General features: G+C 65.9%; 11 protein-coding genes. 7 read left to right on the plus strand and 4 right to left on the minus strand.

Annotated features, from left to right (window positions below; genetic code table 11):
- Positions 1-14 precede the first annotated feature (14 nt).
- On the plus strand, positions 15-905 hold the full coding sequence (locus RFA01S_RS16695) for a DUF2797 domain-containing protein (RefSeq protein ID WP_238325161.1): 891 nt from the start codon (positions 15-17) through the stop codon (positions 903-905).
- Between the two features lies 1 nt (position 906).
- Here the strand turns inward: RFA01S_RS16695 and RFA01S_RS16700 are convergent, their stop codons facing one another.
- Both RFA01S_RS16700 and RFA01S_RS16705 read right to left on the minus strand, forming a co-directional pair.
- On the minus strand, positions 907-2508 hold the full coding sequence (locus tag RFA01S_RS16700; protein WP_032408080.1) for a phospho-sugar mutase: 1602 nt from the start codon (positions 2506-2508) through the stop codon (positions 907-909).
- A complete protein-coding gene (locus RFA01S_RS16705; protein WP_048319886.1) occupies positions 2505-3332 on the minus strand; it encodes a purine-nucleoside phosphorylase in 828 nt (275 codons plus the stop codon). Before RFA01S_RS16705 ends, RFA01S_RS16700 begins: the two co-directional genes overlap by 4 nt.
- Before the next feature lie 85 nt (positions 3333-3417).
- Between RFA01S_RS16705 and RFA01S_RS16710 the strand changes: the two genes are divergently transcribed.
- The 3 genes from RFA01S_RS16710 to RFA01S_RS16720 all read left to right on the plus strand — a co-directional run bounded on the left by RFA01S_RS16710 (position 3418) and on the right by RFA01S_RS16720 (position 6653).
- Positions 3418-4122, plus strand: coding sequence for an enoyl-CoA hydratase-related protein (locus tag RFA01S_RS16710; RefSeq protein ID WP_032408081.1), 705 nt, complete (start codon positions 3418-3420; stop codon positions 4120-4122).
- Between the two features lie 105 nt (positions 4123-4227).
- A complete protein-coding gene (locus RFA01S_RS16715; RefSeq protein WP_052060876.1) occupies positions 4228-5403 on the plus strand; it encodes a M20 family metallopeptidase in 1176 nt (391 codons plus the stop codon).
- Positions 5404-5489: 86 nt separating this feature from the next.
- The gene (locus RFA01S_RS16720) at positions 5490-6653 is read left to right on the plus strand and encodes a M20 family metallopeptidase (RefSeq protein WP_032408185.1); all 1164 of its coding nucleotides are present in this window, start codon (positions 5490-5492) and stop codon (positions 6651-6653) included.
- Positions 6654-6690: 37 nt separating this feature from the next.
- On the opposite strand, the gene RFA01S_RS16725 is transcribed toward RFA01S_RS16720, so the two are convergent.
- Complete coding sequence (locus RFA01S_RS16725) at positions 6691-7155, minus strand: gamma-glutamylcyclotransferase family protein (RefSeq protein ID WP_027496440.1); 465 nt, start codon at positions 7153-7155, stop codon at positions 6691-6693.
- 181 nt (positions 7156-7336) lie between these two features.
- On the opposite strand from RFA01S_RS16725, the gene RFA01S_RS16730 reads away from it, so the two are divergent.
- The 3 genes from RFA01S_RS16730 to RFA01S_RS16740 all read left to right on the plus strand — a co-directional run bounded on the left by RFA01S_RS16730 (position 7337) and on the right by RFA01S_RS16740 (position 11943).
- A complete protein-coding gene (locus RFA01S_RS16730; protein WP_027496441.1) occupies positions 7337-8740 on the plus strand; it encodes an NAD(P)H-quinone dehydrogenase in 1404 nt (467 codons plus the stop codon).
- A 140-nt stretch (positions 8741-8880) separates the two neighbouring features.
- Positions 8881-10113 carry an aminotransferase-like domain-containing protein gene (locus tag RFA01S_RS16735; protein WP_052060859.1) on the plus strand — a complete coding sequence of 411 codons (1233 nt, stop codon included), beginning with the start codon at positions 8881-8883 and terminating at the stop codon, positions 10111-10113.
- Between the two features lie 99 nt (positions 10114-10212).
- Positions 10213-11943 carry a glycerol-3-phosphate dehydrogenase/oxidase gene (locus RFA01S_RS16740; RefSeq protein ID WP_027496443.1) on the plus strand — a complete coding sequence of 577 codons (1731 nt, stop codon included), beginning with the start codon at positions 10213-10215 and terminating at the stop codon, positions 11941-11943.
- A 163-nt stretch (positions 11944-12106) separates the two neighbouring features.
- Here RFA01S_RS16740 and RFA01S_RS16745 read toward each other — a convergent pair whose 3' ends face one another.
- Positions 12107-12880 carry a DNA-formamidopyrimidine glycosylase family protein gene (locus RFA01S_RS16745; protein ID WP_027496444.1) on the minus strand — a complete coding sequence of 258 codons (774 nt, stop codon included), beginning with the start codon at positions 12878-12880 and terminating at the stop codon, positions 12107-12109.
- Positions 12881-12907 lie beyond the last annotated feature (27 nt).

Genomic DNA, 12907 nt, shown 5'->3' on the forward strand with positions numbered 1-12907 from the left:
TGCTCGCGCTCGGGGTGTCCTGGCCTTCCGCCGGGCCTGACACCCCGCGGTTGCGCCTGCTCGACATCGAGACCGAGCAGGTCGAGTTCCAGGAGCTGGTGGGTAACACACTGAGCTACCGCGCTCTCGGCGGTTCGGCAGACCGATACTGCACGGGCCGAACGGCATTCACTGCGGACGGGCCACCGCGGTACGTTCCGTGCCCGGGCCGAGAGCCGGCCGTCGGGTCGAGCCAGTGCGCACGGTGCGCGGACAAGGACGTGTTTCGTTTCGTTCATACCGTGCACCGCAGCGGATTCGTCTCGCGTGATCTGGAAAAGCATGTCATGGCACCGCATTGGCTCTACCTGGCGGCATTTGCCAACGGCACCTTCAAGATCGGGACAGCCGCGCAGACTCGCAAATGGGGTCGGCTGGCCGAGCAGGGGGCTATCTGTGCGCAGTACGTCGCGTACGCGGACGACGGCAAGGCCGTGCGTGTCGCCGAGGACCTGGTGACCGAAAGGCTCGGACTACGGCAGGCCGTGCGGTCGGCGACGAAGGCAGCATCGCTGTGCGTGCCACTCGATCTCGACCGGTTGGAGGCAGGCACTGCCGCACGTGCGGAGCAGGTCCGTCAGCTGTTGACCGACGCCGCGATCGGCGGATGTCGGCCGATCGCGGAGCGGTGGACTCCGCCTGCGGGGCGGGAAACATTGAGCGAAAACGATACTCGGGTTGCCTACCCCGCCGATGTCGCAACCGGCTCTCATGGACTGCAGATCAGGACATGCGTCGGGCAGGCAGTGATCGCCTCGGTCGACGAGCAGACCTACGTCGCGGATCTAGCGGCATTGAAGGGTCGGCGCATCGAACTCGGGGCTTTCACGTCCGATCTGCCTGCGGTGCAGTCGGCACTGTTCTGAGTTACAGCTCTTTTGCGAACGCGGAGAGCTGGGCCAGGAGTTCGTCCGCCGTCGCTCTCGCCCTTGCCAGATCCTGCCGGTCCGAGACGGGCTCGACGACCTCGAGGTACGCCTTGAGCTTGGGTTCGGTCCCGGACGGTCGCACGATGACCCGGAGTCCGGATCCCGCGATTTCGACTGCGTCGGTGCGCAACTCGTCGTCCCGGTCGGCGTAGTCCATGACAGTCACCGTGCGTCCGGCCAGCTCGGTCGGCGGCGTGCTGCGCAGTCGGCGCATCATGTCCCCGATGTCGGTGAGATCCTGCACTCGGCGCGACACCTGCGCACCGCTGTGGACTCCGAATTCGACGGCGAGGTCGTCGAGTACGTCGAGTAGCGTGCGTCCGTCCTGCTTCAGCGCTGCCGCGAGGTCCGCCAGTACGACGGCGGCAGAAATCCCGTCCTTGTCTCGCACCACATTCGGATCTACGCAGTGACCGATCGCTTCTTCGTAGGCGTACACGAGGCCGTCTCCGGCGCGCACGAGCCATTTGAAACCGGTCAGTGTGCGGGCATAGCGCGCGCCGCGGGCCGGTGCCAGTGCCGAGAGCAGCTGCGAGGACACGATGGTGTTGGCCACCAGTGAGCCGGGCGGTGCGTCACGCAGCAGGTAGTCGGCCAGCAGAGCGCCGGTTTCGTCCCCGGTCAGCATCCGCCAACCGTGAGCATCTCGGACTCCGACTGCGCAGCGATCGGCATCGGGGTCGAGTGCCACGGCGAGGTCGGCGTCGGTCTCGGCCGCCAGCGCGAGAACCGCGTCCGCAGCACCCGGCTCTTCCGGGTTGGGGAAGGTCACCGTCGGGAAGGACGGATCGGGCTCGAACTGCTCCTCGACCACCCGGATGTCGCGGAACCCAGCGCCGCGCAGTGCCGCCACGGCGAGTTCTCCGCCGACGCCGTGCAGTGCTGTCAGGGCGATACGAACATCTCGTGATCTCGAACGGGGCAGTCTCACAACCGAATCGAGATAGCGCGACGCGATGTCCGAGCCGCTGGGCTCGACGGCTGTGCGAGGCACGTCGACTGCATCTGCGCTGGCGTCGATGAGCGCCTCGATCTGGGCATCGCTCGGCGGAACCAACTGCGACCCGCCCCGCAGATACACCTTGTACCCGTTGTCGGCGGCGGGGTTGTGCGATGCGGTGATCTGCACCCCCAGCTCGGCATCGAGCGCCCGTACGGCGAAGGCGACAACGGGCGTGGGGAGTGGTCGAGGCAGAAGGACCACCGAAAATCCCTGCGCAGCCAACGTTTCCGCCGCCGCGAAGGCGAACTGTTCCGAACCGGTGCGCGCGTCACGGCCCACCACGACCGTGGATCCTCCGAGGCCCTGCCCGAGCAACCACGCTGCGATACCGGCGGTTGCTCGTACGACCACGGCGACGTTCATGCCGTTCGGGCCGGCGCGCACCGGCCCTCGGAGACCGGCGGTGCCGAAGGTCAACGGACCGCTGAATCGGTCCGCGAGTTCGGAATCGGAGAGGCCGTCGAGTTCGTCGCGGCTCGCCGGATCGGGATCTCCCGCGATCCAGCGTTGCACGCGTTCGGTGAGATCCTCGATCACAGCCGGGTGACCAACTCGTGCAGCAGAGCGCCCATCCGAGCTGCCGAATCCTTGCCCGCAGCGAGCACTTCGGAATGATCGAGGTGTTCTCCGGTCATGCCGGCAGCGAGGTTGGTAACCAACGAAATTCCCAGCACGCGAGCACCCTTTGCACGGGCGGCGATCGTCTCGTGCACAGTCGACATGCCCACCAGATCTGCACCGAACGTGCGCAGCATCTTGATTTCGGCAGGCGTCTCGTAGTGAGGGCCCGGCAGTCCCGCGTAGACGCCGTCCTCGAGAGACGGATCGATCTCGGCCGCGAGAGCGCGGAGTTCGGGTGAGTAGGCACCGACGAGATCGACGAATTCGGCGCCGACGAGCGGCGAACGGGCGGTCAGGTTGAGGTGATCGGAAATCAGAACCGGTTGGCCGACGCTCATGCCTTCACGGATGCCGCCGGCGGCGTTGGTCAGGACGACGGTCGTCGCGCCTGCCGCGATCGCGGTGCGCACCGGGTGCACGACGCGTCGGAGGTCGTGGCCCTCGTAGGCGTGCGTACGGCCCTGAAGTAACAGAGTGTGGGTTCCGCCCACGTCCACCGAGGTGATCGTGCCGGAGTGGCCCGACGCGGACGGCGGCGCGAAGCCGGGGAGATCGGCCATGCGCACGGTCGCGGTGGGGGAGCCGAAGACATCTGCGGCCGCCTGCCAGCCGGAGCCGAGGACGATGGCGACGGTATGGGTGTCGATGCCGGTCGCTGCAGCGAGAGCATCGGCGGCGGTGCGCGCCGCCGCGTCGGGATCGGTCACGGGATCGGTTGCTCGTGCGTCGGAAGTTGCCACGATGAACAACAGTATGAGATCGCTGCGATGGATGTGGAACCGAGACGGTGCGACCGGGAAGTTACCGCCGAGTAGTATCCGCTGCATGCCTTATCTCGAACGCGACGGTGATGTCCACATCTTGTTCCTCGGTGCCCAGGAGGGCGCGGGCAACCCAGAGAACAGGTTCCACCCCGACTGGATAGATGCCGTCCATGCACTGCTCGACGAGGTCGAGGCATCGACCGGTCCGGCCGCGCTGGTCACCACCTCGGCGGGCAAGTTCTACAGCAACGGACTCGATACCGATTGGCTGTTCGCGAACCTGGACCGGATCACCTGGTACCTCGACCGCGTGCACACGCTCTACACGCGGCTGCTGGCGTTCCCGATGCCCACGGTCGCAGCGGTGCAGGGCCATGCGTTCGGTGCCGGCGCGATGTTCGCAACATCGCAGGATTTCCGTATCCAGCGCGCAGACCGAGGCTTCTACTGCCTGCCGGAGGTCAACCTCAACATGCCGTTCACCGTCGGTATGTCTGCCCTGATCAACTCCAGGCTGCCCAAGCAGACCGCCGTCGAGGCAATGCTGACCGGCCGTCGTTACGGCGGGGCCGATGCGGTGGCCGCCGGAATCGTCGAGGCCACCGCGTCCGAGGAATCGGTGGTCTCCGACGCCGTTGCCAAGGCGGCGGCGCTGACCAGCACCCGGGGAGCGAACCTGGCCGGCATCAAGAGTCGGATGCACGCGGACCTGCTCGCTGCGCTGACGACGCCGACGGACGACAGCAACTTCAGCTTCGGCAACTAGCCTCGTCCGGCACTGTTCGGGCTCGGAGTCGGCACAGCCGTTCCGACACGCCGCCGCGCTAGTGACACACTGTCTCTCGTGATCGACGAACCGAACAGTGCCGCCGTGGGCGAGGAGATCGGCCGCGCGCTCGCTCACGCAACCGACGAACTGGTTGCGCTGTCGCATTCGATTCACGCAGAACCGGAACTGGCGTTCGAGGAGTATCGCAGCGTTGCGAAGGTCCTCGACACGCTTCGCGCCCACCATTTCGAGATCGAATCCGGGGTCGCCGGCATCGACACCGCATTCACCGCGTCGGTGGGTAGTGGCGAGCTCGTGATCGGAATCTGCGCGGAGTACGACGCGTTGCCCGAGATCGGTCATGCCTGCGGCCACAACATCATCGCCGCGTCCGCGGTGGGTGCCGCCCTGGCGCTCGCGCCGGTGGCCGATGCGCTCGGCATCACGGTCCGAGTGCTCGGCACCCCTGCCGAGGAAACCGGCGGCGGCAAGGTCCTGATGCTCGAGCGCGGCGTCTTCGACGACATCGGTGCCGCACTGATGGTGCATCCGGGCCCGTTCGACATCGTGGGCGCGACGTCGCTGGCATTGGCCGACGTTGCCGTCGAATTCACCGGCCGCGCTGCCCATGCCTCGGCCGCCCCCGAGTGGGGAATCAACGCGGGCGATGCCGTCACCGTCGCACAGGTGGCGCTCGGGCTCATTCGGCAGCACCTCTCGCCCGGCCAGCAACTGCACGGCATCGTCAGCGACGGCGGCGTCGCGCCGAACATCGTGCCCGGACATGCCGAGCTGCTCTACTATCTTCGCGCGAACAGCACCGAGTCACTCGAGGCGCTGACGAAGAAGACGTTCGCCTGTTTCGAGGCGGGTGCCATTGCCACCGGATGCACACACGAAATCCGCACGGTGTCGCCGACGTACGCGGCCCTGACCCCGGATTCGTGGCTGGTGGCGGCATTTCGTCAGGAAATCGAATCATTGGGACGGTCGCCCTTGGCACCGGATTTGGAAGGATTTCGCCCGTTGGGCAGCACTGACATGGGAAACGTGACGAATGTTCTACCCGGAATCCACCCCGTCGTCGGCCTCGATGCCGGAGGGGCGGTGACGCATCAACCGGAGTTCGCCGCAGCGTGTGTCACCGAGTCCGCCGACCGTGCACTGCTCGACGGTGCTCTCGCCCTCGCCGGAACGGCCGCTCGCGCCGCAGCCGATCCACAGACCCGGGCGCGTCTGCTCGACGGTGTGAACGCTCGATCGGCGGCGCAGCGATGAGCGCAGGCGAAGAGGCAGAAGTTCGGATGAGCGCAGGCGAAGAGGCAGAAGTTCGGATGAGCGCAGGCGAAGAGGCAGAAGTTCGGATGAGTTCACGTGAAGCCGCGATCGATCGGTGGATCCACGCTCACACAGAAGATCTGTCCCTGTGGCGTCGGCACATTCACGCCCATCCGGAACTGGCCCGTCGTGAATTCGCTACGACGGCGTTCGTCATGGAGCAGCTGTCGGCGGCAGGCCTGTCACCCAAACCTCTGCCCGGCGGCACGGGCTTGATCTGCGATATCGGTCCCGACGGCCCACGCGTCGCGCTGCGTGCGGACATGGACGCGTTGCCGCTGCAGGAGATCACCGGTGCGCCGTACACGTCGACGGTTCCCGGCGTATCCCACGCGTGCGGGCACGATGCGCACACCACGGTGCTGCTGGCGACCGGACTCGCGCTGGCGTCGCTGCCGGACCTGCAACATGGCGTTCGGCTGATCTTCCAACCTGCCGAGGAGGTCATGCCGGGCGGTGCACTCGACGCTGTTGCCGCGGGAGCGCTCGATGGGGTGTCGAAGATTTTCGCGTTGCACTGCGATCCTCGGCTCGAGGTGGGGCAGGTGGGAGTGCGTGTCGGGGCCATCACCTCCGCCGCCGACACCGTCGAATTGCGTCTGGACTCGCCGGGCGGGCACACGTCGAGGCCCCATCTGACGACCGATCTGGTCTACGCGTTGGGCACCGTCATCACCGGGCTGCCCGGCATGTTGAGCAGACGAATCGATCCGCGAACCAGCACAGTGATGGTCTGGGGCGCGGTCGTGGCGGGGCAGGCCCCCAACGCCATTCCGCAGACCGGCATGCTCACCGGAACAGTACGGACCGGCGACCACGAAACGTGGGCGCTGCTCGAGCCGCTCGTTTCCGAGATCGTCACCGGTCTGCTGGCACCGACCGGGGTGCGCTTCGAGCTGCACTACCGTCGCGGCGTACCGCCTGTGGTGAACGATCCGGCGTCCACGGCCACCTTCGAGAAGGCCATCGGCCGAGTCGGCCCGACAGCATTGGCCGACACGGCGCAGTCCGGTGGCGGCGAGGACTTCTCGTGGTACCTGGAGAACGTGCCGGGAGCGATGGCCCGACTGGGCGTGTGGTCGGGGACCGGTCCGCAACTCGACATCCATCAGCCGACATTCGACCTCGACGAGCGAGCCTTGGCCGTGGGTGTGAAAGTGATGACCGGAATCGCATTGGACCCGAACTAGCGGTCGGGCGGTTGTCGTCGCCGCTGACCGCGAACTTCTACGACGTGGTGCCCGGTCCTACGTTGCGGCTGTTCCTGGTGCGTAGGTCGCGCACGTATTCGGCTGGGGCACCGGCAATTTCGGCGGCCTCGGCCATGACCCCGAGGTAGCGTGCCGACGGTAGGCCACCCTCGTAGGCGTCGAGAACGTAGAGCCACGCCAGGACCGGCTCGCCTCCGGTCTCGATGCGCAGCCGGATCTTGCGGTGGATGCCGAGCTCCGAGCCCTCCCACCGATCCAGGCTCTCCTCGTCCTCATCGGAGACGTCGTAGAGCACCACGAAGACCTGTGAGTCCGGGTCCTCGACGATCGTGGCGAGCGCGCCCTCCCAGCCGATGTCGCCACCGCCGAAGGTCAAGCGCCACCCGTGCAGCCACCCGGTTCCCGACAGCGGTGAGTGGGGGCAACGCTGCAACATCTGCTCCGGATGCATGTTCGATCCGTAGGCGGCATAAATTGGCACGTCGGCCAGCCTAAACCGTATCGCCGCCCGTTGACGCCCCGTGGTGGTGTTTCGGTGCGTCGTCGCAGGTACGCCGAGCGGCGGGTGGAGTGAAGCTAGCCTTACCGACGCGCGGAACCGGACACTGCAATACCGTTGACGTGACACAGTACAAAGATTTCAGCACGCGAGAAGAGGATCAATGACCCGGATTGTGATCATCGGTGGTGGTCCGGCAGGGTACGAAGCAGCATTGGTGGCGGCGCAGCACGGCGGACAGGTGACGCTCGTCGATTCCGACGGCATCGGTGGTGCGTGCGTTCTGTGGGACTGCGTGCCGTCGAAGACGTTCATCGCCTCGACCGGCATTCGCACCGAGATGCGTCGCGCGAGCGACCTCGGAATCTCACTCGACCCATCACAGGCAGCGGTCGCGCTGCCCCAGATTCATTCGCGAGTGAAGAGCCTCGCGCAGGCGCAGTCCACCGACATCGCGCACCGGGTCACCTCGGTGGGCGTCGAAATACTGGCCGGTCGCGCCGAGATGATCGACACGCACGTCGGATTGGCCTCGCACCAGATCAAGGCGGTGTTGGCCGACGGCGAGGAGCGAATTCTCGACGCCGATGTCGTCCTCGTCGCCACCGGAGCGCGCCCCCGCGTCGTCAAGGGTGCCGAGCCGGACGGCGAACGCATTCTCAACTGGCGGCAGTTGTACGACCTCGAAGCACTGCCAGAACACCTTGTCGTCGTGGGATCCGGTGTGACCGGTGCCGAGTTCGTCTCGGCCTACACCGAGATGGGCGTCAAGGTCACCGCGGTATCGAGCCGCGATCGCGTCCTCCCGCACGAGGACGAGGACGCTGCCCTTGTGCTCGAAGACGCGTTCAACGAACGTGGCGTCACCCTCGTCAAGCATGCCCGCGCAGACTCGGTCGTCCGCACCGACGACGGTATCGTCGTCACGCTGTCCGACGGGCGCACCGTCGAGGGCAGCCACGCGCTGATGACCGTCGGATCGGTCCCGAACACGTCGGGACTCGGTTTGGAGAAGGTCGGGATCGAGCTCGACAAGGGTGGATACCTGCGTGTCGACCGCGTGTCTCGTACTGCGGTCGCGGGCATCTACGCGGCGGGTGACTGCACGGGTCTGCTGCCGTTGGCGTCGGTGGCCGCGATGCAGGGACGCATCGCGATGTACCACGCCCTGGGCCAGGCCGTCAGTCCCATCAAGCTCAAGACCGTGGCGTCGGCGGTGTTCACGCGGCCCGAGATCGCATCGGTCGGCGTCGCACAGTCCGCGATCGATGCAGGCGACGTACCGGCACGCACGGTGATGTTGCCGTTGACGACCAACCCGCGAGCGAAGATGAGTGGTCTCAAGCGTGGTTTCGTCAAGATTTTCTGTCGCCCCGCCACCGGTGTGGTCATCGGTGGTGTGGTGGTTGCTCCGAGCGCATCGGAGTTGATTCTTCCGATCGCGATGGCCGTGCAGAACAATCTGTCGGTGAACGACCTGGCCAACACGTTCTCGGTCTATCCGTCGCTGTCGGGTTCGGTCATCGAGGCCGCGCGCCAGCTGATGGCGCACGACGATCTGGACTGATCTCGCAATGTGAGAAACGCGTTTCATATTTCGGACGCACATGACATAGTCGAGAGAGCGGACACACCCGTCCGCTCTCTCTTCGACTCTGCGGATCCGCGGGCCGTTCTTCCCGTCCCTGCTGCCCTGGAGTCTCTTTCGTGTCTTCGATTCATCCGTTTGCCGGCTTGGCCCGACGCACCGCAACACTCGACAGCTCGGCCATCCGCGACCTTCTGGCCCTGACCGCTCGCGACGAGATCATCAGCCTGGCCGGCGGTTTACCGGCCACAGATCTCATACCGGTCGACCGCATCGCTGCCGCAGCGGACGCAGTGCTGCGACACTCCGACGCAGTGCAGTACTGCGAGACCTCCGGCCACCGAGCCCTGCGCCGCGTCATTGCAGCCAGGGAAACCCTCGCACGCGAAGGGGGTACCGTTCCGGTGGAATCCGTCGTCGTGACGCACGGATCGCAGCAGGCCTTGACACTGCTCGCGCAGGCGCTGATCGACCCGGGTGCCGTCGTGGTGGTCGACGAACCGGCGTATACCGGAGCGCTGCAGGTGTTTTCGATTGCCGAGGCGCAGATCGAATCCATCCCCATCACCGATGGCGGGATGGATGTCGACGAGCTCGAAGCGCGGCTGCTCGCCGGCCTGCGGCCCGCGGTGGTCCATACGGTCGCCAACTTTCACAACCCCCGCGGCGTGACGATGACCGAGGCTCGCCGTCGCCGACTCGCGGCCCTGGCCAACCGGTACGGATTCTGGATCATCGAGGACGATCCGTACGGCGAGATCTGGTTCGACACAATCGAATCCGGACCGTCCCCGTTGCCGATCGCGTGTCACAGCGATCGTGTCGTCAGGTTGTCGAGCGCGTCGAAGATCCTGGCGCCGACTCTGCGCGTGGGATGGTTCGTTGCCCCGCCCCGAGTGTGCGCGGCGGTGGAACTGCTCAAACAGGGTGCCGATCTGTGCGGTTCCTCGCTGACACAGCTGATGGCGGCCGACCTGCTGGGCGACACCGAGTGGCTGGCGGCCCACCTGACCGATCTTCGGCGTGAGTACGGTTGTCGCGCAGACGCATTGACGAGCGCTCTGTCCGGGGAATTCGGTTCGGCGCTGGACGTCTCGCGACCCACAGGTGGAATGTTCGCATGGGCGACCTTTCGTGACGGGACCGATACCACCGAGCTGCTCGCTGTGGCGCTCGCGCACGGCGTCGCGTTCGTGCCGGGTAGCGCGTTCGTGCGCGCTGCAACGTCTACGTCGGCCGAGTACTTCCGCCACTCGCTGAGGTTGAGCTTCGCCGGCTCCACACCGGAGGTGCTGAACGAGGCGGTGCGGCGGCTGAGCGCGGCACATGCGTCGATGACACGGCGGAGCTGAACCGCGACCAGCCTGCGCTGGTTCTGCGCTCGGCCGACCTGGGGCGGTAGCCTGACGTGGGAGACATCGCGAGGAATTTTCGAGGACAGGGAGCGTCCAGTGAGCAACCGATCGAACACGAAGTTCCTCGGACCCACCCAACGGGTGGAGGCGTGGGACCAGCTCGGACGCGAACAATTCGACGTCGTGGTCGTCGGCGGTGGCGTCGTGGGTTCGGGTGCCGCGCTCGACGCCGCAACACGAGGCCTGAAGGTGGCGCTCGTGGAGGCGCGTGACTACGCGTCGGGCACGTCCTCTCGCTCGTCCAAGATGTTCCACGGTGGCCTTCGCTACCTCGAACAACTCGAGTTCGGACTCGTCCGTGAGGCGCTGCACGAACGTGAACTCTCGCTCTCCACACTCGCGCCGCATCTGGTCAAACCGCTGAAATTCCTGTTCCCCCTCACCCATCGGGGGTGGGAGCGCCCGTACATCGCGGCGGGTATCTTTCTGTACGACCGGATGGGCGGTGCCAAATCGGTTCCGCAACAGAAGCATCTGACCCGTTCGGGTGCCCTGCGGATGTCGCCCGGCCTCAAGCGGAAATCGCTGATCGGCGGAATTCGGTACTACGACACCGTCGTCGACGACGCGCGGCACACGATGACCGTCGCCAGAACGGCAGCCCACTACGGCGCGGTGGTGCGTACATCCACTCAGGTCGTGGGGTTCCTCCGTGAAGCCGACCGTGTTTCCGGTGTGCGAGTGCGAGATTCGGAGACCGGGGCCACCACCGAGGTGCGTGCGCACGTGGTGATCAACGCCACGGGCGTGTGGACCGACGAAATACAGTCGCTGTCGAACATGCGTGGTCGCTTCCGAGTACGGGCCTCGAAGGGTGTGCACATCGTGGTGCCGCGCGATCGCATCGTCAGCGAAGCCGCGATCATTCTGCGCACCGAGAAGTCCGTGCTGTTCATCATTCCGTGGGGCGCGCACTGGATCATCGGGACCACCGATACCGACTGGAACCTCGATCTCGCGCACCCCGCCGCGACCAAAGCCGATATCGACTACATCCTCGGCGAAGTCAACGGGGTGCTCGTCACGCCGCTCACGCACGACGACATCGACGGCGTCTACGCGGGATTGCGGCCGCTACTGGCGGGTGAAAGCGACGAGACGTCCAAGCTGTCCCGTGAGCACGCGGTGGCGCGGGTGGCACCGGGACTCATTGCCATCGCAGGTGGCAAGTACACGACCTACCGGGTGATGGCCGAGGACGCAGTGGATCTCGCGGCCGAGGACATCCCGGCGCGGGTGGCGTCGTCGATCACCGAGAAGGTGCCGCTCGTCGGCGCGGACGGTTACTTCGCCCTGGTCAATCAGGCCCCGCACCTGGGTGAAGTACACGGGCTGCATCCGCACCGAGTGACTCATCTGCTGGACCGATACGGCTCGCTGATCGACGAGGTGCTGGCCATGGCGGACGGCAAACCCGAACTGCTGCAACCGTTGACCGACGCGCCCGCTTATCTGCAGGTCGAGGTGGTCTATGCCGCTGCGGCCGAGGGCGCACTGCACCTCGAGGACGTGCTGTCGCGGCGCACCCGGATTTCCATCGAGTACTCGCATCGTGGGATGAACTGCGCGGGTCAGGTCGCCGCACTCATCGCCCCGATCCTGGGGTGGGACGAGGCCACGGTCGACCGTGAGGTCGACACGTACCGGGCTCGGGTCGAGGCCGAGATCGCGTCGCAGCGTCAGCCGGACGACGAATCTGCCGACGCCCTGCGCGTCGTCGCCCCCGAAGCGCGTCAGGAAATTCTCGAACCCGTCCGGACCCTCTGAGTCACGGAACCCGAACCAGCGTCCGCGGTGCGCGAGCAGCCGTCGCGCCGGAGACAGCCATGACCAGCAGGGTGAGTATCGCAAGTGTCAACATACGATCCATGGTGATCGGCCAAGCTGTGAGCAGGCTTGGTCTCACCTGACGAAGCTCTGTGAAGGCCGGTCATCTCTGGCAGTGCGGGCAGTAGTAGATCTGCCGTTCTTCGAGTGGGTTGTCGCCGATCAGTCCGAACTCGATGGTGGTACCGCACCGCCTGCACGGCTTGTTCTCACGGCCGTACACCCAGAAGTGACGGCCCGCGCGACGATCCCCGGTGGTGACGCGCTGATTGCGATTCTTGTTGGCGGTGATGGTGCGGAAGGACAGGTCGATCATCTTCTTCAGGTCTCCGGAGTCCTCGACCGGCGTGCGGGGATCGACTCCGCGAAGGAAGCAGATCTCGTTGCGGTAGACATTGCCGAGTCCGGCTATGTTGCGCTGATCGAGCAGGGCCAGGCCGATCGGTCGGCCGGGGTCCGACTCCAGATTGGTCAGGGCGACACCTGGGTCCCAGTCGGGTCCGAGTAGATCCGGTCCGAGATAGCCGACAGCGTCGTCCTCGTTCTCGAGGATCTCCAGCACGCCCAGCTCGAATCCGATGGCCTGCGCCTTCTCGGTGTTCAGAATGATCCGCGCTTGGAAGGCCGGACGACGCCAGCGAGCCCCCAGTGCGTAAACGTGCCAGGTGCCTTCCATCTTCAGGTGCGAGTGGATCGAGTAGCCGCCCACTCTGATCAGCAGGTGTTTGCCCCTCGACGCGACAGACTCGACCGTTTCGCCGGTGAAGTCGACTGTGGCGTAACGGGGTACACGAATGTCGCAGGCAGTGAGCTGCTGGCCCTCGAGCGCTGCCCGCAGAGTGTTGGCGGCACGCCAGACGGTATCGCCCTCGGGCATCTACGTCCTCTCTCGTTCTTCGGTTCT

Source organism: Rhodococcoides fascians NBRC 12155 = LMG 3623, from assembly GCF_001894785.1.
Classification (GTDB): domain Bacteria; phylum Actinomycetota; class Actinomycetes; order Mycobacteriales; family Mycobacteriaceae; genus Rhodococcoides; species Rhodococcoides fascians.

Bases quoted from the DNA above. Each gene is read 5' to 3' on its own strand.
- RFA01S_RS16710 (WP_032408081.1), top strand. From the start codon at position 3,418: ATGCCTTATCTCGAACGCGACGGTGATGTCCACATCTTGTTCCTCGGT.
- RFA01S_RS16720 (WP_032408185.1), top strand. From the start codon at position 5,490: ATGAGTTCACGTGAAGCCGCGATCGATCGGTGGATCCACGCTCACACA.
- RFA01S_RS16730 (WP_027496441.1), top strand. From the start codon at position 7,337: ATGACCCGGATTGTGATCATCGGTGGTGGTCCGGCAGGGTACGAAGCA.
- RFA01S_RS16745 (WP_027496444.1), bottom strand. From the start codon at position 12,880: ATGCCCGAGGGCGATACCGTCTGGCGTGCCGCCAACACTCTGCGGGCA.